Here is a 20658-nt window from a genome sequence, read left to right as displayed (position 1 = left end):
ATGCAATCACTATACCGAAGGAGCCTTTGCCTCATGGCAATCCTCCTCACCCTTACCTTACAGGCTGTTTCACAATTCAAGGTGATCGGCTATTTCCCTACCTGGGAAGGCAGTGTAAATGCCATCCAATACAGCAAGTTAACACATATCAATTACGCTTTTCTCATTCCGAATGCTGATGGTAGTCTGCAGGCGCCGGATGATCCGCAAAGGCTCAGGAACCTTGTAACTGCAGCTCATGCCGCAGGTGTGAAGGTCATCATCTCAGTAGGCGGCGGTGGCGGAGATGTCGGCTTCCGCACCTTTTCCCTCACCGCCAGTGGCAGAACCACCTTCGTCAACAATATGGTAAGTTTCTGTAACAGCTACAATCTGGACGGTGTAGACCTTGACTGGGAATACCCCAACGCCGGTACACAGGCGACTGCGTTTGTGACATTAATGTCCCAGCTGGCCACTGCCATGCATGCCAATGGACGTGTCGCGACAGCGGCAGTAATCGGCGACTACGGCGATGACAGTTTTTTAAGTACGTTGTTCCCGGTGGCAGACTGGCTCAATATCATGGCTTATGATGATAACCCGCCGGATCATTCTACTTACAACCTGGCTGTGCAATGCCTGAATTACTGGTTAGGCCGTGGCTTACCGAAAGAAAAAGCAGTACTGGGTGTTCCCTTCTATGGCCGTCGTGACTGGAATGGCGATTACGGCTTTGCTACGCTCCTGAGCATGGGCGCCGATCCTTATGCTGACCGCTATGGAGATATTGGCTATAATGGCATTACAACTATCAGGAACAAAACTTCCTTAGCCCTCAGCCAGGCAGCAGGTGTCATGATCTGGGAAATTGCGCAGGATGCGACCGGCTCCAATTCATTACTGTCAGCTATAAAAGACGTGGTGAACAATGGCAATACTACTACTGCACCTATCGGTAAAACCATCTGGTTAAAAGGGAACAATGGCCAGTACGTGAGTTCAAAAGGAAATGTAAACCCAATGTATTGCAACGCTACAGCGGTGGCGGGCTGGAACCAGTTCCTTGTAGGCGATGGCGGCAACGGAAAGGTGACATTAAGCAATGGAGGCTATTTTGTGTCTTCTGAAAACGGTGAGCAGGCCATGAATTGTAATCGCACTACCGCACAGGACTGGGAGAAATTTGACTGGATACAAAATGCGGATGGAACCATTTCTTTAAGGGGCAACAACGGGTTATATGTATCCTCCGAAAACGGCGCGGCCGCTATGAACTGTAACCGCACCACCATACAGGGTTGGGAAAGTTTCTCATGGGCGCCGGTAGCCGGGGCACGAATGGCGGCCAGTCAGGATAGTGTGGTAAGTATAAAAACGGAAAACGGACTGGTCGTATATCCCAATCCTGTGAGTAAGGGGAGTGAACTGACGATAAATGTAGCCGGATATGACGGAAAGACACCCTTGCAGGTTTTTGTGAAAGACATCTATCAGCGAACTTTATCCTATAAGAAAGCGGGAAGTGCCCGCGTTAGTATTTCCACTGGTCACCTGGTTCCCGGGATGTATGTAGTCGTGATCACCTATGGCAATCAAACTTTTACTAAACAGGTCCTGATACTGTAAAATGTATCCTTACAGGACCGGTCATTGCGCATATGACCGGTCCTGTGTTTCCACGATTTTTTTATCACCCCCTTAATAAAGAATAACCATGAAAAGAAAAGTACTGTATGCGCTATTATTGATGGGCTGCTCCGCCTACAACCGGGTAGAAGCACAGACGCCGCCTGCTACCTGGCAGGAACACTGGTTTGAGCACAATCAATTATTGACGAGGAAATTCTATGACAACGATGTTGCTGTCTACTATGACAATGACGTGAGCACGACTGTTACCTGGCCGTACCAATACATGGGAGATGTATGGCGGTACACTAAAAAGACCTATGGCTGGTTTGGCGCCGACCCGCATCTGTTTGTTGTCATGCACACCAACAAGTACAGTGGTGGTCACCCATCCGGGTATTTCGATGCCAGTCATGACAACCGCGATGTAGCAGATGTAGGACCCGGTCCATGGACAGGAGCTACCGGTGGCGATCATGACCTGCTGACCCACGAAGTTGGGCACATTGTAGAAGGGGATTCCAAGAATGCACACAACTCTCCTGCCTTTGGCATCTGGGGAGACAGCAAGTGGGCAGAGATCTACATCTACGACGTATACCAGGGCCTTGGTATGACCAGCGACGCCGCCAGGGTGTACACCACGTTTACCAATACCACAGACAATTTTCCGGTGGCTGGTACACATTGGTTCCGCGACTGGTTCTACCCGATTTACAGCCAGTATGGTGGCAGTAAAGTATTGAACAGGTATTTTGTATTATTATCTTCTTACTTCCCGAAGAGCGGTAGCAATTATGCCCGTTCACTGAACATGGGAGAGTTTATCCACTTTTGGAGCGCGGCTGCAGGCGTTAACCTGAAATCACAGGCAACTACTGCATTCGGCTGGAATTCCACGTACGAAAGTCAATTCAACCAGGCACAGATTGATTTCCCTATTACATACGCACCAGTTACGATTGCGTCTTATATGTACCAGGATGTCAACTATGGTGGTTATGGTATCTCATTGCCAGTTGGTAGCTACAACCTCACTGCTTTAAAAGCATATGGTGCTATCAATGACGACATTACTTCTGTAAAAGTAACGCCTGGTTATAAGGTGACTTTATATGCAGATGACAATTTCTCCGGTGCCTCACTGGTACTCACTGCTGATGTATCACTGCTGGATGTAAGCACCTGGAATGACAAGGTCAGTTCGGTAAAAGTAGAAGCTGTCACTGCGGCAGCGTCTGAAAAAGAAAACACAGAGCTGACGGTATATCCCAATCCCGTATTGAAAGGCGGTATGCTGACGGTAAACGTTGGTAAATACGATGGAAAGGAACCTGTATATGTATCTGTGGTAGATGTGAACAAGAAAGTAGTTGCTACGCGAAAAGACAATGCGGCCAGGATCTCACTGGAGGTCAAAGACCTGCCTGCCGGGGTGTATATCGTGGTGGTAACGAATGGTAGAAAGAACTATACGAAGAAGATTGTGATTCAATAGTTCCAACTCATTTGTATACAAGGGCGTTCCGATGCCGGAACGCCCTTTTTGTATGATGAATATAGGTGGAGAATAGTTCGAATAGTACATTATAAGGGCACTAAAAGGGCACTTCAATATCACCTCAATATCCAACCGATATACAGGTGCCCTTTTGGTGACGTCTTAGTGCCGATTTAATGACGGGTTAGTCCTATAGTAAGGACGTCGCCGGGTTATAAGGTGGAGGAGCATACAGGGTTGGTTTTTATTGCCCCAAAACGAAAAGAGGGCATCTCACAATGAGACGCCCTCTTTTTTCGATGCTTTGTCCTGTCTGTTGTTACTTACTACCTTACTTGTGATTCCCGATGGTTTCCGTTTAGTGAATTTTTTGCCTGTTGAATAGTTATTCCTTTATAATTATCTTAACCAGTCGGATCCTTTCTAATTATTTATTATCCTTTTGTAATTCTGTTTTCCTGATATCCTGACCATCCCTGTTCTCTTCTGTTGCTGTAGCCATGATGATATCGCCCGGTTTCAGGTCTCCAAACACTTCCGTTTTACCATCCACTTCACGGCCTGTAGATACTGGTACATGTACCGCTTTATTATTCTCTACCTTTACGACAAACACGCCTGTGGTAGAATTTACCACTGCGCTCTTCGGCAGAATAAAAGAGCTATCTGCAGTATTCATCGGGATATTCACTTCTGCAATCATCCCCGGCAGCAGTTTTTTATCATTGTTAATCACATCCATTTCGATGCGCTGGGAACGCAGACGGGCATCCAATGCCCCGGCGAGACGGTTTACCCTGGCGGTGAACTGTCTGCCCTGGAAGGCTTTTACGGTGAAGTTGACTTCACTGTTACTACCCAGGTAGCTGGTATAAGACTCCGGTACAGAAATTACCAGACGCAGTTTGCGCTGTTCCTGCAGGGTCACGATAGGCAATTCGGAACCTTTGCCGGTAGGACCTACGTATGCACCCGCACTGACGTTACGCGCACTGATGATGCCACTGAATGGGGCGCGGATTTCCAGGTAATTCCGGGTGTCGGCTACCTCCCTGTAAGATGATTTCGCTGCTTCCAGGTTCGCCATATCAGAGTTCATCTTTGCCTTTGCATTATCCAGGTCGTTTTTAGCTACGGTACCCGGTGTAAGGCTGGTAGTATATAAACGATCATAGTTCGCCTTGCTCGCCAGGTAGATCGCTTCCTGTGATTTCAATCTGCTTTCTGCTGCATTCAGCTGGGCAGTCAGCTCTGGGGCTTCCATGGTCACCAGCAGGTCGCCGGTATTCACTTCTGATCCCACATCCACATTCAGCTTCTTTACAAAGCTGCTCACCTTTGCATAGATATCTACCTGCTGAAAGGCTATCAGTTCACCCGGCAGTTTCAGGGAAGAGGATAACTTCCCTTTCTGTACGGCAACGACCGGGATAGCCGGTACTTCTGTAGCTGCACTTTCTTTTTCTGATTCACCTTTTGTGTGTCCGCAACTGTTCAACAGCAGCATAGCGGGTAAGCTGCACAGTAATATTGTATTGGATATCAAGTTATTCTTTTTCATATGACTATTCATACAAGGATGGTACATAGTTTTTACTTTCTTTATCTTCCGGATCCAGCGATACGGATTTGGTGCTTGCTTTACCCTGTGCCCATGAGAACACCAGCGGCAGTAAGAAGAGGGTACTAAAAGTGGAGGCAATCAGACCACCGATCACCGCACGTCCCAGGGGAGATGTCTGGTCACCGGTTTCACCCAGGCCGCTCGCCATCGGGATCATACCGGCCACCATCGCAAGACTCGTCATCAGGATCGGACGCAGACGCAATGCAACTGCTTCTTTTGCGGAAAGGATCGCATCACCATTATGACGACGCAGCTGTTCCGCATTTGTTACCATCAACACCGCGTTCGAGATCGATACACCCACCGACATGATGATACCCATATAAGACTGCAGGTTCAGGGTTGAACCTGTCAATAAAAGTAAACTAAGGGAACCTAACAGTACCGCAGGCACCGAAGCCAGAACGACTGCCGATACCTTGAATGACTGGAAGTTCGCCGCCAGCATCAGGAAGATCACTATAATCGCTACTACCAGCCCATTCTGTAAACTGTCCAGTGTATCTGTCAGCGTTGAAGTCAGACCCACCAGTTCCACATTCAGACCGCGTGGCAGTTCTCCCAGCGATTTAATGGCTTTGTTCACTTCTGTTGTAGCAGTACCAAGGTCAATGTTATTGAGATTGGCGGTTACTGACAGGGTCGGCATCGCACCCAGGTTATCTGCTTCACCCAATGTAGTATCAGGTGTAATGGTCGCAACATCGCCCAGTACCGGGCGTGCGCTGTTTGGCAGCAATGGTAATTCCTCGATTGAATGAATATCTGTCATTTTATTCTCCGGGATCTCCACCTGTACGTTGTAGCTCAGGTTTTGCTTTTCATCGACCCACACGTTTTTCTCTGTATAGCGGGAGGATGAGGTAGAAGCGGTGATCGTACGGGAGATGGTGGCCAGATCGATACCCAGCTGCGCAGCTCTTAAACGGTCAATTTCAATTTTCAGCGAAGGATACTTTGTAGATTGTCCCAGCTGCACGTCGCGAAGGAAAGGAATTTCTTTCAGCCGCTCAATCATTTTGTTGGCATATTGTTCCGACTGTTTCCTGTTCCTGCCGGAGAATCTTATCTCGATCGGGGTAGGTGAACCCTGGCTCAGGATCTTTTCAGTCAGTTCAATGGGCTCGAAAGAGGGCCTTACATCAGGTTCTACCTGTTTCAGTTTCTCTCTGATCTTATCTTTCAGTTCATCCATATTTGCCTTGTACTCTTCCTTCAGTGCTACCTGGATAACTGCTTCCTGCGGACCCGCCATGAACAGGTAGATAGGGGAGGTAGAAAAGAGACCGGGGTGCTGACCAATATAAGCGGACGTGATAGATACATTTTCAGGGCCTACCAGGTCCTTGATCATATTGATGGCTTTCAGTGTTTTTGCTTCCGTTACCTCGGCACGTGTACCATCGGGTGCACGCAGGCGAAGCTGGAACTGCCCCCCATTGCTATGTGGCAATACATCGCGGCCAATGTGACTCAGTAATAATACTACCAGGCCCATACCACCGATGAGGTATATGGTTACAATCAGTTTACGTGCCGGCATAATGCGTCCTATAAAGCGCATGAAGCGGTTACGGAACCTGTCAAACCTGGTCAGTGGCTCATCATGACCACCATGTGGATGTTCAACGAGCATTTTCTTTTCATCCCAGGTATCTTCTTCATGACCATCCGGTTTGTAATCCTGCGGCGTACCATGACCATGTTCTTTCATGAGCCAGTTCGCCATCACAGGTACAAAGGTTTGTGCCAGGAAGTAAGAAATGATCATGGCGAAACCAATAGCAAGTGCCAGCGGCAGGAACAATGATCCTGGAATACCACCCATGGTGAATGCCGGCGCAAATACCGCGAGGATACAGAAAAGGATGAGGAGTTTCGGGAAAGCGATCTCTTTACAGGCATCCCAGATGGCAAGACCCTTGGGTTTGCCCATATCCAGGTGCTGGTGGATATTTTCAATCGTCACCGTACTCTCATCCACCAATATACCGATGGCCAGTGCAAGACCACTCAGTGTCATGATATTGATAGTCTGACCGGCCAGCTTGAGACAGAGCACGGCTGCAATGATAGAGGTCGGAATGGTGAGGATCACAATGAGGGCGCCTCTTGGGTCACCCAGGAAGAGTAACACCATCAAACCTGTCAGTACTGCACCAATGGTACCTTCACTGATCAGACTCTTCACCGCATTGATTACATAAACAGACTGGTCAAATTCAAATGACAGCTTCACGTCTTCCGGCAACTGTGCCTGGAATCGTGGAATGGCTGCCTTCAGTTTTTGTACCACATCCCAGGTAGAGGCATCACCATTCTTTGCTACGGACAGGTATATAGAACGACGGCCGTTTACCAGCGCGTAACCCGCAGTGATGTCCGCACCATCTTCTACAGTCGCTACATCGCGCAGGAAAAGTGTTTGTGCCCCGCCTCTGAAGAGCGGGATATCTTCAAAATCTTTTACCGTATGGATAGTGGTATTTACGGGGGTGATATAGTTTTTATCACCAATACGCACGTTACCGGAAGGTGATACCTGGTTGTTGAGACGAAGCGCTTCAACGACCTGGTCAGGTGTCAGGTTGTGAGATCTTAATAATGTCGGATCTACTTTGATCACCACGGTACGGATATTACCACCAAAAGGAGGGGCAGACAACAGACCGGGGATCTGTGTAAAGGACGAACGCACATATGTATTTGCAAGGTCCAGCAGTTCGTTGTTATTGCGCTTGTCGCTGCTCAATACCAGGTTGCCGACAGGCAGGGTAGAGGCGTCAAAGCGCAGGATAAAGGGCGGTTGTGACCCAGGGGGGAATATGGCCTGGGCCCGGTTACAAAAGGCTGAAAGCTCCGCCTGTGCCTGTGCCATGTTAGTACCGGGATAAAAGCTCACTTTCAGGAGTGAGAGACCTTGTATATTTTTCGTCTCTATGGTCTTGATACCATTTACATAGAGTAGGATATTTACATACTGTTTACCAAAGAAGGCCTCCATCTGGGAAGGCGTGTAACCACCGAAAGGATGGGATATATACATCACCGGCAGATCCAGCGAGGGGAAGATATCCACCTTGATGGTCCTGACCGCGCCCACACCAAAAAAGAACATGGCGGCCACGATCACCAGGATGGTAATAGGTTTGCGTAGTGCTGATCTTATCAGGTTCATCTAGTTAGAATTCATTAATGAAAAGAGAAAAATTACCACTGGCGGCTGCTTTCAGGAGCAATGCCTGCCAAACGTTCGTATACGCGATGTCACGGTCTGTTTCTGCACGGTTCAGTGTGTACAACACCTGCGTAACATCTACAATTGTATTCAAACCGTTCTTGTACAATACAGTGCGCTGGTTGTAAGCATCGGATGCTGCGCTGACCTGGATAGGCGCTTCCCTGTAATTGTCCAGTGCATTCTTCATTTTTGCATCAGACAGTTTTAGCTGTGCGGTGAGCTGTTGCCTCACGAGATCGTACTGGTCCTGTATACCTGCTGCCGTGAATTTCTGGGCAGCTACCTGTTTATTGACCCGGAGTATAGAAGTTAAGTTCCATGTTACACCAATTCCCAGCAGATAGTTGCTACGGCTGGGCTTCACACCATCCCAGTAAGCATGTGAATAATCTGACTGATCAGCGGCGTAGTTCGCACCAAATCCTGAACCTCTCGTTTGCATCGTTCCGAAGAAGGAGAAGGTGGGATAGTACTGTCTTTCCAGGTACTTCGCCTGTTCCTGGTTGACCCTGAGCTGTTGTTCGTAGTACTTCAGTGTTGGGTTATTCACAATGTCGGCAGAATCGGCAACTGCGGTCGGGATCTGCTTGATGAACACGGTATCGAGTACAAAGTCCTGTACCGGCACCCCCATTAGTATGGCGAGATTATTGGCCTGTGTCTGTTCATTATCTTTTGCATTGGTATAAGCAATACGTGCATTGGAGACTTCTGCATTCGCAAGAGATGAGTCAACACCGGCGATCAGGCCATTGTTTACGCGGGTGACAACGACAGCACGGAAGGTATCGGCCCTGTCGAGGTTGTTCTTCCAGCTACGTGTGAGGCGCTGGGCAGCGAGTAAGTTGAGGTAAGCAGCGGCTACCCTTACTTCGTGCTGGAATTTTTCCTGGGTCAGGTCAGCAGAATCTCGTTGTACGGTGGCCTGCGCAGTTTTGATCTTTTCCTTAATGCGGCCAAAGCTGAAGAAATCCCAGTTTACATTCGCGAGATACAATCCTCCAAAAGCGGAGTTCCAGTTGTTTTGTGCGAGTGTGGGACCTGCCGAAGCTACGGCAAGACCATTTAAACCATAAGAGGGGCCGAAGATACCATTGATGGTACCGTAATCCTGCTGTCCGGCTACATTCACGTTAGGCAGGTATTCCCGCTTCACTGACTGGGCTGTTGACTGGGACGCTTTTAAATAGTTGGCTTTCGCTTTGATGGTTCCGTAATTGGCCAGGGCGGTCTGCACTGCATCTTTGAGCGTCAATACCTGTGCGTGCGCCATCTTCGCTGGTCCGTACAGGAGCAGCAAAAAGAGACAGACGAGTTTTTTTCTTTGCATGATAATTGAACATTAGACCATGATACCTTAACGTAGCAACTCGCGGCGTGGTGTGAGCACGTCTTCGTTTACTGACTTTAAAGCACCTATTGATTCATCGAATATAATTTGAATGATGTGCCACCCGTCGGCATAGTCGTACTGGATGGTAAAGTGGTTGAGATCGCAGATCTGTTTTACGATGGCGAGTCCGATACCGATGGAATCACTTCTCCTGTTGCCTTTCTTAAAGCGTTGGAAAAGCTCACTGGTTGGGACCTCGGGAGGAAGCCCCGTATTACTGATCACTAATTTTTCCCTGGTGAGGTTGACCTCAATGGCGCCATTAGTGATATTATGCCGGATGGCGTTGCTCAGCAGGTTACCCAGCAGGATGTCTGCCAGGGAGGGATGTAGCTGAAGAGCGAGACCTTTATATATATAAGAGGACAATGAAATGGATTTCATTTCCAGCAATTCTGAAAAACTGTTTAATGTTTCAGTGACAAGACCGGAAAATGAGATGGTCCGTTTATCATTGTATTCATTGTTCTCCATTTTCGCCAGCAGTGTCAGCGAGCTGTTGATCCTCGATAGCTTCTCGATGGCGTTCTGCATATCACTGATCAGCGACATGACGGTGTCTACGTCTTTACCATGCAGGTATGATTCTGTGAGCAGTTCCAGCTTGCTACGGAGTATGGCAAGTGGTGTCTGCAATTCATGGGAGGCGTTTTCCGTAAATTCTTTCAATGCACGGTAGTCATCCAGCGCTTTGTCAGTCATGGTATTGAGGAAGCTGTTGAGCGCTTTTAGTTCCTTTGCGTTCGGCACAGGGAGGGAAAGTCTTTCTTTTTGTTTTAGATTAAAGCGTTGAATTCTTTTCAGCGTTCTGTTGAACGGTGCCAGGATGATACGGGATACGAATCCTGCCGACAGTGCAGTGAGCAGGAACAGGATGGAGAAGATCCAGATAAAGGAGCTTGCCAGTCCTGTCAGAATTTCGTTGGCCTTTGTAATATAATTATAGGAGCAGATACTGTAGTAAGTGCCATTTATATTATAATAAGAGGTAACTGTAAGCCGGCATTCCCTGTGTTTGAGCATGGTGTTGTAGAAGGTATGTTCGTACACTTCATACTGGTTCACAGGTATTTCGTGCTGCTTCAGTATTTTGATTTCTGCGGGTCTGCCACGGAGGTATGTATCCGGACTTACACCGTTGCGCATTGTCCGGGCCATCAGGTCATTGTAGACTTTCAGGCGGCTTATCTCAGCTTCATCTATCTCTGATTTTACTTTATAGTAGGCGATGCCTATACCTGCCAGCATGGCTGCCAGAGAGATACAGAGATACCATAAAGTAAATTTGTTGACGAGTTTCATGACCGGTTCTTTGCAAGCATTAATTAAGAAGCTGTTGTATTGAACTTATAGCCTAATCCATACACCGTATTGATATAATCACCTCCATTCGCTGCATGAATTTTCTTTCGTAAATTTTTCACGTGCTGGTATACAAAATCAAAATTGGAGAGGTTGTCGGTATAGTCGCCCCACAAGTGGGCTGCTATCGATTGCCGGGAGAGCACCCTGTTTTTATTCACGAGGAAATATAGTAACAGGTCAAACTCTTTTGGCGTAACGTCGAGCGCAGTTTCATTGACCAACGCTTCCAGTGTATCTGTATTCAATCGGATCTCATTAAAAGTAACAATGTTGCTGCCCTGTAATTTCTTTCTTCTGTATACGGCTCTAAGTCTTGCGTGTAATTCAGGCAGGTGGAACGGCTTTGTCAGGTAGTCGTCGGCACCTCCTTCCAATCCTGTAATCTTATCATCCAGTGAGTTCTTCGCGGAGATGATCACCACACAGCTTTCAATCTTTTCATGATGTATGAGCTGCAACAAGTCGAGGCCATTTCCATCCGGCAAAGTGATATCGAGCAGGATGCAATCGTATTGAAATGAGATGAGTTTATCGTGCGCGTCGTTGCTGGTATAGCTTACTTCACACAGGTATCCTTCTTTTTCAAGGTAGCTGGTAATGCTGGCGGCCAGTTCTATGTTATCTTCAATGAGCAGTACTTTCATACAGCTGCAAAATTTGTGATCAATTTTGAAGCAATCTTGAAGGCTGGGTAATAAGCAAAAAGGACCCAGTTTAGAAAACGTGGATCCTTTTTGCCTATACTTTATTGAAAATTGCAATCATAACGCAAAGGTGGTAAGAATTCCGGCGGGTTTTATTGTGCTATTCAAACAAAAAATTGTAAAATTCAAAGAATTTGGAAATAGTTAAGTCACTTTGTTAAACTCCTGTGACAATTCGGCCAATATTCATGCTTCCTTAAAAAGCGCTTAAAATTTCGGGAGGGGTTGAGTTGTAAAAATAGAATATATGGGTGGTGGAAATAGGGGATGAATGGTAGGGTGTTTTTGATCGTATTAAAAGCAGGCTTTTGGCCTGCTTTTAATATTTTATTATAGTGTTGCCATATCTATTACGAAGCGGTAACGTACATCGCCTTTCAGCATTCTGTCGTATGCATTTTGGATGTAAGGCATCTCAATCAGTTCGATATCAGACACAATGTTGTGCTCGGCGCAATAGTCCAGCATTTCCTGTGTTTCCTGGATACCACCGATCATAGAGCCTGCAATAGACTTGCGGCCTGCGATCATGGCAAAAGCATGCACGGAAGCGGGTGTTGGAGGCGCACCCACACAAATATGCACACCATTGGTCTTCAGCAAACCTAGGTACATGCCATAGTCATGTTCGGCAGAAACGGTATCGATAATGAAATCGAACTGGCCCCTTGCTGCATGTACCTGTTCCTGGTCGCTGGTGAGCAGGAAGTGATGTGCTCCGAGGCGTTCAGCATCTGCTTTCTTGGATAGAGAGGTGCTCAGCATTGTCACTTCTGCGCCAAAAGACACGGCAAATTTCACCGCCATGTGGCCGAGACCGCCCAGGCCCAGTACACCTACTTTATGCCCTTTGCCTACCTTCCAGTGGCGCAATGGAGACCAGGTAGTGATACCTGCACATAGTAATGGCGCGACAGCAGCCAGGTTCAGTTTCTCTGACACCAGGAGTACGAAGTCTTCATTTACTACGATCTTGTTGGAATAACCACCATAAGTAACCGTTTTCTTGTCCTGTTCGTAGCTGTTGTAAGTACCGGAAGAACCTTTCAGACAATATTGCTCTTCGCCCTGTTTGCAGTTTTCACACTCACGGCAGGAGTCTACCAGGCAACCTACACCTACCAGGTCACCGGCTTTGAATTTCTTTACATGTGCACCTACCGCCGTCACACGGCCTACTATTTCGTGGCCGGGCACCATTGGGTAGATAGAATTTCCCCACTCGTTTTTGATCTGGTGGAGATCGGAGTGACATACACCGCAATATAAGATGTCGAATTGTACGTCGTGAGGTCCCGGTTCCCTTCTTTCAAAATTGAAAGGTCCTAACTGCGCCTGGGCATCGAACGCAGCGTATCCTTTAGCTGGAATCATTTTGTTGTCAATTAAATAATCGTGAGGAAAATATAGTTGTTGCTTCTCTACGAACGCGAAGTTAAGGGGTGTGGCGGGGATTAAAAAACGGAGAAGGACTATTAAATAAAATAGCGAAGGGAAGGGGAAAGGGGGAATAAAAATCACCTCTGCCAAAGGCGGAAGTGATTTTTATCCGGGGCTGATGCATCGTTTTCAGGCGGCTGCCCAAAGACCGTATTTTAACGGAGGAGGTTGATAGCGCCTTTTTTTGTAATGATTGTTTTATCGTTTTGTATCACCCTGATGGTATACATATATACGCCTGTAGGTTGTTGCTTACCCTGGTAGGTGCCATCCCAGCCGGTACCCGGTGTCGTTGTATGGAAGATCAATTCCCCCCACTGATTGAATACCATCATATCCAGCGCAGCAATCGTATTACCTTCCGCCTTAAAGATGTCGTTCAGTCCATCTCCGTTCGGGGTAAATGCATTCGGCACATAGATCGGGTCTGCCTTGAGCTTTACTGTAAAGCTGGCGGCATTGTTTTCACAGTTCAATGTACCCAGCGCTACCACTGTAAGTGTCACGCTATCTATCATCTGTGCAGTAACTGTATGTGTAGTGCCGGTAGATCCTGAGCTGGGGTTCGTGTACGCCCCGCCATTTACAGATATCAGGTAGCCTGTCGCATCAGGTACCGGATCCCAGGTAAAGGTGATCGTACTGCCCGTAGCATTACCTGCCTTGATCTTAGGCGCAGCCACTTTGTCAAACGGCTTCACCGTTACCTGCGTACGTACACTCACACATGAACCATTCACGGCTTCTACAAAGTAGGAGGTAGGCGCTGTTATAGCCGGTGTGGTATAGCTATCACCGGTACCGACAGTGTTACCACCTGCGATCATTGGATACCAGTTGTACGTCAGCGTGTCTACCGGGTTTGTAACCAGCAGTGTGGCGGTACTGTCAGGACACACGGCAGGTGCCGTTGCTGCAGGGGCAGCTGGTTGGGAATTCACTGTAATTTCAACACTATCTTTTACTATACAGCCAAAAACATCTTCGGCAGTCACCGTATACCGGGTAGATGCTGCTGGTGTAATAGTGGTACTTGAATCACTCATTGCACCGGGTTCCCAGGTGTATTTTACAATCTGTCCACCGGTAGGTACTGCATAAATAGTGGTGGCGGTACCGGCACAGATAGCTGCGGGTCTTGCTTTGGCCGCAATCTGTATGGGGGAGTTTTGTGAGAGCGTGGTATCAAATTGTGTGATACAACCATTTCCATCCAGAATGTTGACCGTATAATTACCTGCAGCCAGGCCTGTAGCAGTACTGGTAAACTGGACAGGGTTGGTATTCCATGACAGTGTCAGTGGCGCAGTACCGCCGCTTACCGCTACTGTGATGCTGCCATTTGCATAACCACAGGTAGCAGGAACGGTGGTAGCCGTCGTCGTTAATGGTACAAATGGCACCGCAGAAATAGCTGCTATCACAGCACGTGAATCAGCACTACCACCTACAACATAATCAAAGGTAACTGCCGATAATAACTGAGCCTGTGCATCACAGGGAACAGGAATATCCACGGCATACATGCGGGGATCATTACTTGTCAAACCTTCTACTGTATAAGGGGGGGCCGTAGTTCTGATAATACGGCCTATGGCATTGATCATTGGATTGCTGCCACCAAACCAGTCAGCCACCGTAAATGTACCCACATTGATATCGGGTGCATTTACAAAATGCAGTGTTACATTGAAGGTACTGTTTTGCTCAGTAGACCAGGCAAGTATACTGATCTTGGAATAGGCGGCTGGTGTGAGCAATGTATAGGTACCCGTAGTTGCACTTCCCGGGGCTGTTGCATTGGCTGAAAGAAAGATGGCATTGAGACTATCATAATTTTTTAGCTGATAGGTGCGTTGCCCGTTTACGATGGTCCCATTATCCGGCAACCCGGCAGGAAGGCTATTGGTCGCCGCAAACGCTGCAGAATACAACACCTTCAATTGCAGGTCAAGACCAACAGTGGTCACTGCTGCAGAACTGGTACCTGTTTCTGCAAATGCATCAACGGCATACCCTGTAATTGGTACAGGCGTATACGTTTGCCCATAGGATTTTGACAGGCATATCAGTAAGAGAAGAGCGGCAAAGTAGATTCGTGTCATGGAAATATATTATTATAATTATGGACTAACATCAACGAAGCAGGGTGACCCAACCGGAATACGGTTTTTCTCCGGGGGCGGTCTTTATGAGATAGTAATAGGTACCGAATGGCATGAGTTGTCCTTTCCAGGTACCGTCCCATGGGGAAAATCCAATACCCTTGAATACAATCTGGCCATAACGGTTGAAGATTTCGGTTGTTGCATTGGGGCGGGCTTTGAGGCCGTCTATTTCCCAGCGGTCGTTGATTCCATCCCCGTTCGGACTGAAGGCGTTGGGGATGTCTAGCAGGAGATCTGGTATTACTTTGTAGTAGGCACGGCTGATGCTGTCTGTACAGCCGATATCATTAGTTACATAGAGGGTTACACGAAATTCACCGGTTGCTTCATACTTATGTTCAGGTGAGAAAGCGGTAGAGCTGTTACCATCGCCAAAGTCCCATTCATAACTCACCCCATTTTGTGAATTGTTCGTGAACGTGAAGTTAGCTGCTTTGAATTCCACCGCAATATTTTGACCCGGTGCAGAACTGAACAAGGCAATGGGCATTGGCAAAATACTGATCAGCGATGTTTTTGTAATGGTAGCCGCACACTGACCTTGTGCGGTGGCAGTGAGTGAAACGGTGTATACGCCGGTATTATTATACGTATGTGAAGGATCTTCTATTACACTGCTGGCGCCGTCTCCGAAGGTCCATTGATAGCTGTCTGCATTTTGCGACTTGTTGTCGAATTTAATCACAGCAGGTGCACATCCCTGTGTGAGATCAGGTGTGAATGCAGGCACTGGTAATTGTATTACCTGTACAGTAGCAGGAGTGGCTGTAGCGGTACAGGCGCCATCTGTCACAGTTAGTTGGATATTGCCGGTAGTCGCATATTTTACATCGTACGGACCAAATCCGGTACCCGTCAGCACGGTACCTCCACCCCAGTCCCAGGTAGGCACTGCATCTGCGGTAGCTGTACCTGAGAAGGAAATGGTGGTGGTTTCACCTGCGCACACAGGAGATTTGCTGATTGTAACATTTAACTGCGGTGGCGCTGATACCGTAACCGGTTGCGTGGTCATGGCTGAAGCGCAGCCATCATCAGTAACCTGCAACTGTAAGTTGAAATTACCTGCATTGGGAAACGAGATCTGATATGGACCGCTTCCGGTACCGCTTTGTACGGCAGCACCGGCAAAGTTATTCCAGTTGTAAGTAGCGGCATTTGTAGCAGTACCTTCGAACGTTACGGTTTGGGTACCTCCCAGGCAGATGATACCAGGAGTGACAGTAAATGAAGAAGTAGGTGTAGGTTTGACAGCTACATCTACAGTATCTTTTATAATGCAACCAAAGGCATCTTTGGCCGACACGATATAAGCAGTGGTATCTGTTGGATGATCTGTTACCGTTTGCCCGGCAAGGGTACCTGGTGACCAGGAATAGCCGGTAACAGTACCTGCTGAAGGAGTAGCGGTAAGGGTCACCGGATCGCCGGCACAAACAGCCGTTGCACTGGCACTCGCCGTAATTGTGGCGGAGGATATCAATGATACGGTATCATTCACGGTGAAGATACAACCGTTCGCATCGGTAAGCGTACCTACATATGGCCCGGCAGGCACGTTGGTCGCAGTGGCCGTTGTCTGTGCAGGCGTAGTATTCCACCGGTATGTGTACGGGGTGGAACCGTTTGTTGCCGTGAGTGTAAGGGTGCCGTTGGCACCACCACATATTGCATTGGTATGTGCACTGCTGTAAACGATAGGTGTGTAAGTAACACCTGCAAGCGCGAGAATGAGTGCCCGGGAGGTACCACCGGCGGCAGCCAGCTGTGTAAACGTAACGGAAGCCAGTGTTTTACCCAGTACAGCACAGGGAATGTTGAAATCAAAACCATAGAAGCGGGGATTGGAGGTCAGTCCATCCACGGTCATGGGAGTGTTGGTACGCGTAATACGGCCATAGCCGGTTACTACAGCGGGTGTGCCATTGAACCAGTCTTTGATGGTGATCGTACCGGCATTGGAGGTTGTTCCGTCTGTAAAGGTCAGTAAAACGGATACAGTAGCTGTTCCTTCGGTAGCGAATGCAAGCAGGCTTAATTTGCTGTAGATGCCTGGTGTAGTGAGTGTGAGTGTTCCTGTTCCGACAGTATTGGGTACAGCATTGGAAGGTACCGCCATATACAAGGCATTGTTTGTATTGAAGGCGGCCATCTGCCATGTTTTGGTTCCACTTACAAAGTTGCCGGTAGGTGCAATACCACCGGATAATCCGTTAGCTGTAGCGAAAGCTGTAGTATGAATGACGTGATTGCTACCATCAATGACTGTAGATGTTGCCGCCAGTGCGCTGTTTCCCGCTTCTGCTACAATGTCTGCATTAAAGCCGGAGACAGGGATGGGTGCAAAGGTCTGGGCAAACAGGGGCTGCCAACCTGTTAATACGGTTAACAGTATCAGGGTAAAGAAGTGCTTCATGAATGGTCATTATAGGTTAGCTATAAATGAAAATATGCGACGGTATAGGCCGTAGCAGGAATAGATATAGTGCGTTTAAATAAATACTGCCGGAGTGAGAAAAAGGGTGGGAAGGGGATAATATATTTTTTATTCTAATGATTAACTACAGTTATATCGAGTTGTTTGGAATTGATGGGTGGGTTGTGTTTTTCCCATATTCTTTTTTGTTCGAATAAGATACTTGTGTGGCCGGGAGCTTTGGAGTGGACCATGAAGACAACGTCGAGGCTATTGCCTGCTTCCATGAACATAGTTTCAATGCTATAGTTGTAGCGTACTACTTCTACGCAGTCGGGATTTGACACTGTAAAAAACCATTGAAAGCCGGCGGTGCCGAGGCCGGGAAGTACAACAGGGAGTGAGGTGCCGAGGGTAAGTTGTTTGATTTCTGCTTGCATGGGTTGTGATTTGGGCAAAATCGCTTCTACCCGGAGGCAGAAGCGATTTTTAAAGGTACTTTATACATACCACTTGTGATACATTTGTGAGTCGGTGCCTTCCACGAAGCAATCCAGTCTGCCGGCGGCCCAGGAGGAAACGCCCACGTCAGAAGAGAGGGCCCCACCCAGGTTTTCATCGCCACTCCAGTTGTGACCATCCCACCATTTGTGCATCATGTTATAGGTTTGGCCAGGATAGAATACGTCGATGCGGTTGGGTCCCCATGATACGGCAGCAGGACTACCGAACATATTTGATTGCAGGTCTTCCCAGTTACTCCAGCCATTGTCATACCATTTATGCCAGAGGTGGTTATTCTGACCACGGGCAAAGCAATCGAGCCGGCCGCTTGCCCATGAAGATACGGCTGGTGCGGAGGTGATCACCCCACCCAGGTCTTCCCATCCATGCCATGCGCCATCCCACCAGAGGTGCCACATAGACGAGTTCATACCACGGGCAAATACATCGATACGATTTGGTCCCCAGCTTACACAGGCCGGTTCTGAGGAGAGCATGCCGCCGAGATCTTCCCAGTTGCTCCACCCGCCCTGGTACCATTTATGGTACAGGTGATGGTTGAGGCCTACGGCAAACATATCGAGGCGGCCATTGGCCCAGGAGCAAATAGCAGGCGCTCCCTGGATCTGACCGCCCAGGTTTTCGTAACCATTCCAGGAGGTACCATTCCACCATTTATGATAGACTGCGCTGTCCATACCTCTTACTACTACATCAATACGGTTCGCCGCCCATGATACAGCGTTGGGTCTGGAAGAGAGCAGGCCACCCAGGTTTTCATAGCCATACCAGCCATGGGCGGGCGCAGGAAGTTTTACACCGGAAGCGGTCCAGAACGGAAATTCAGTATCGATACCGGCTTCGCCGTATCCGATCTTGAAGAACCCGCCTTTACCCCAGCCGGCTCCCCAGCTGTTTTTGCAGATCCAGCATTTTTCTGTTTCAGAAAACCCGATGACGGTTACGCAGTGAAGTCCATTGTCAGCTCCACTTACATGTTTGTACACCCCATCTGCATAAGCAAAGAAGTCATCATAGACATGCATGATAGCAGAGCAGGGACCATTGTTGGTTAAATAGTTTTTACGCTCTGTAACGTTTGCGATGGTGGTTGAATTGGTGATTTTAACGGCTCTTGCATCGCGGTTTGGGCCTACGGTGCAATGGGGAGGTTGTTGCCAGATATTATTATTTGGAAAAGCGGTGGCGTATGGAAAGCAGGCTTCATCCGGAATACCCCGTGTTTTGATCTGATTGAAAGCATCGGTAGGCCACCATCCGCCACAATTAGCCCCGTGGGAGGAACAGAAGTGGAGATCTGCTTCAGAAAGATCCAGGAGTTGTCCCTGCTCGATAGAAGCCATGGCTTCGACTACAGAAGTTGTGCAGAAGGAAACGCAGGATCCGCATCCGCCCTGGTCTTTGACAGGGGTAATGTGGTTGCCATTCCTGTTGCGCCAGTCTACCTGCTGTGCAAAATTCGCAACAGGGGCAGCTGCATCGCGTTTGTTCATGATGGCGGCGAGTTCTGCCTGATTTACAACAACGCCGAGGAGGGCTTTCTGCTGGGAAGCAGGCAGTTGTGAAACGGTGGTTTCTCTTGCCTGCCACTGGGTACTTGATTTTTGTAAATCAGTAACCAGGTCGGAAATTTTGATAGTAGACATTTCCTGTGGTGTTTTTTGGGAGTGAACGAAATTTTGCGTCTTACCAGATTACGTGAAATGAAATGGGACAGCAAGCTTACGCTGCAGTGATCAGAACTGCTGTCAGGAAGTAAAAGATATGGAAGTGAATAACGCCTTTGCTAGTGGTTCAATGTTTGGGGTGTAAAGTAAAGATAGTGCCATTCACTGTGACGAATTGTAATATTGCATGCATGCTATTTAAAGGTATAACTATGTTGTAAATCAACAAAATAAATTATGAACGCAATTGATTGCAAGTGGAAAAAAAGGTATTTCTACGTATAATATATTAATTTTGAAGGGGCTGGTTTAAATAGAATTTGGCCTTCGGCAGCAAGTAATAAATTTTTTATGTTTTTTGCCACCAGGTAATCAACATAGCAATCAACAAAAATCTGCTCAGTTTGTCAGGAGAACAATCATTATGGGATGGCATACGGGAAAGTCATGTAAACAGCCTTGAAGCACTATACCTTCAGTACAATGAAGAGCTTTATGGTTACGGCCGGAAATTTACCAGTGATCTACACCTGGTAGAAGATGCTGTGCAGGAAACTTTTATCTCCCTATGGAAATACCGGCAGTCCCTGCAGGTTAAAAGCGGGTATAGCTTCTATCTGCTTAAATCTTTCAGGAATCACCTGTTCCGTTTACTCAAATCCAGAGCGAATACAACTTATACAGATGAGCAGCCGGAGTTTCATTTTGAAATCGGCATGGACAGCCAGCTGATAGCTGGCGAAGAGCGGGCCATTCTTCAGAAGAAAGTGCAGGAAGCCCTGATCCGGCTCACCAGCAAGCAAAGAGAAATTATCTACCTCCGTTTTTTTGAAGGGCTTTCATTCGAGGAGATTGCGGATCTGATGAACATGCAGATCAGGGGAACTTACAAGCTTACCGCCCGTGCCCTGGCTGCCTTAAAAGAGCTGATGGGAGGGGTTGCAGGGACAGCTTTGTTGCTTACTTTCCTGAGAGGATAAAAAAAAATAAAAAAAAGTTA

13 protein-coding genes are annotated in these 20658 nt (G+C 47.7%); 3 read left to right on the top strand and 10 right to left on the bottom strand.

Annotated elements, in window-relative coordinates; genetic code table 11:
- Together ABDW33_RS07260 and ABDW33_RS07255 are read left to right on the top strand one after the other, a co-directional pair.
- A complete protein-coding gene (locus ABDW33_RS07260) occupies positions 1–1608 on the top strand; it encodes a glycosyl hydrolase family 18 protein (RefSeq protein ID WP_343689405.1) in 1608 nt (535 codons plus the stop codon).
- Positions 1609–1696: 88 nt separating this feature from the next.
- Entirely contained in the window at positions 1697–3109 is a 1413-nt protein-coding gene (locus tag ABDW33_RS07255) for a T9SS type A sorting domain-containing protein (RefSeq protein ID WP_343689404.1), read from the top strand.
- Positions 3110–3539: 430 nt separating this feature from the next.
- Here the strand turns inward: ABDW33_RS07255 and ABDW33_RS07250 are convergent, their stop codons facing one another.
- The 10 genes from ABDW33_RS07250 to ABDW33_RS07205 all read right to left on the bottom strand — a co-directional run bounded on the left by ABDW33_RS07250 (position 3540) and on the right by ABDW33_RS07205 (position 19637).
- Positions 3540–4673 (bottom strand): efflux RND transporter periplasmic adaptor subunit, encoded by a 1134-nt coding sequence (locus tag ABDW33_RS07250; protein WP_343689403.1) that lies wholly within the window; start codon positions 4671–4673, stop codon positions 3540–3542.
- A 4-nt stretch (positions 4674–4677) separates the two neighbouring features.
- Positions 4678–7917 (bottom strand): efflux RND transporter permease subunit, encoded by a 3240-nt coding sequence (locus tag ABDW33_RS07245; protein WP_343689402.1) that lies wholly within the window; start codon positions 7915–7917, stop codon positions 4678–4680.
- A 4-nt stretch (positions 7918–7921) separates the two neighbouring features.
- Positions 7922–9310, bottom strand: a complete 1389-nt coding sequence (locus ABDW33_RS07240; protein ID WP_343689401.1) for a TolC family protein — start codon at positions 9308–9310, stop codon at positions 7922–7924.
- Positions 9311–9337: 27 nt separating this feature from the next.
- The gene (locus tag ABDW33_RS07235; protein ID WP_343689400.1) at positions 9338–10675 is read right to left on the bottom strand and encodes a histidine kinase dimerization/phospho-acceptor domain-containing protein; all 1338 of its coding nucleotides are present in this window, start codon (positions 10673–10675) and stop codon (positions 9338–9340) included.
- A gap of 23 nt (positions 10676–10698) precedes the next feature.
- Positions 10699–11382 carry a response regulator transcription factor gene (locus ABDW33_RS07230; protein ID WP_343689399.1) on the bottom strand — a complete coding sequence of 228 codons (684 nt, stop codon included), beginning with the start codon at positions 11380–11382 and terminating at the stop codon, positions 10699–10701.
- A gap of 390 nt (positions 11383–11772) precedes the next feature.
- Positions 11773–12816, bottom strand: coding sequence for an NAD(P)-dependent alcohol dehydrogenase (locus ABDW33_RS07225; RefSeq protein WP_343689398.1), 1044 nt, complete (start codon positions 12814–12816; stop codon positions 11773–11775).
- A 221-nt stretch (positions 12817–13037) separates the two neighbouring features.
- Positions 13038–14987 carry a gliding motility-associated C-terminal domain-containing protein gene (locus ABDW33_RS07220; protein ID WP_343689397.1) on the bottom strand — a complete coding sequence of 650 codons (1950 nt, stop codon included), beginning with the start codon at positions 14985–14987 and terminating at the stop codon, positions 13038–13040.
- Between the two features lie 31 nt (positions 14988–15018).
- On the bottom strand, positions 15019–17466 hold the full coding sequence (locus tag ABDW33_RS07215; RefSeq protein ID WP_343689396.1) for a PKD domain-containing protein: 2448 nt from the start codon (positions 17464–17466) through the stop codon (positions 15019–15021).
- Positions 17467–17600: 134 nt separating this feature from the next.
- Complete coding sequence (locus ABDW33_RS07210) at positions 17601–17906, bottom strand: protease inhibitor I42 family protein (RefSeq protein WP_343689395.1); 306 nt, start codon at positions 17904–17906, stop codon at positions 17601–17603.
- Positions 17907–17966: 60 nt separating this feature from the next.
- Positions 17967–19637, bottom strand: coding sequence for a C1 family peptidase (locus ABDW33_RS07205; protein ID WP_343689394.1), 1671 nt, complete (start codon positions 19635–19637; stop codon positions 17967–17969).
- 425 nt (positions 19638–20062) lie between these two features.
- Here ABDW33_RS07205 and ABDW33_RS07200 point away from each other — a divergent pair, with 425 nt between their 5' ends.
- Complete coding sequence (locus tag ABDW33_RS07200) at positions 20063–20638, top strand: sigma-70 family RNA polymerase sigma factor (protein WP_343689393.1); 576 nt, start codon at positions 20063–20065, stop codon at positions 20636–20638.
- Positions 20639–20658: the final 20 nt, after the last annotated feature.

This window comes from Chitinophaga sp. (assembly GCF_039596155.1).
Taxonomy (GTDB): Bacteria; Bacteroidota; Bacteroidia; order Chitinophagales; family Chitinophagaceae; genus Chitinophaga.
Note: the sequence above shows the minus strand (reverse complement) of the source record. Positions and strands in the feature narration are given on the sequence as shown.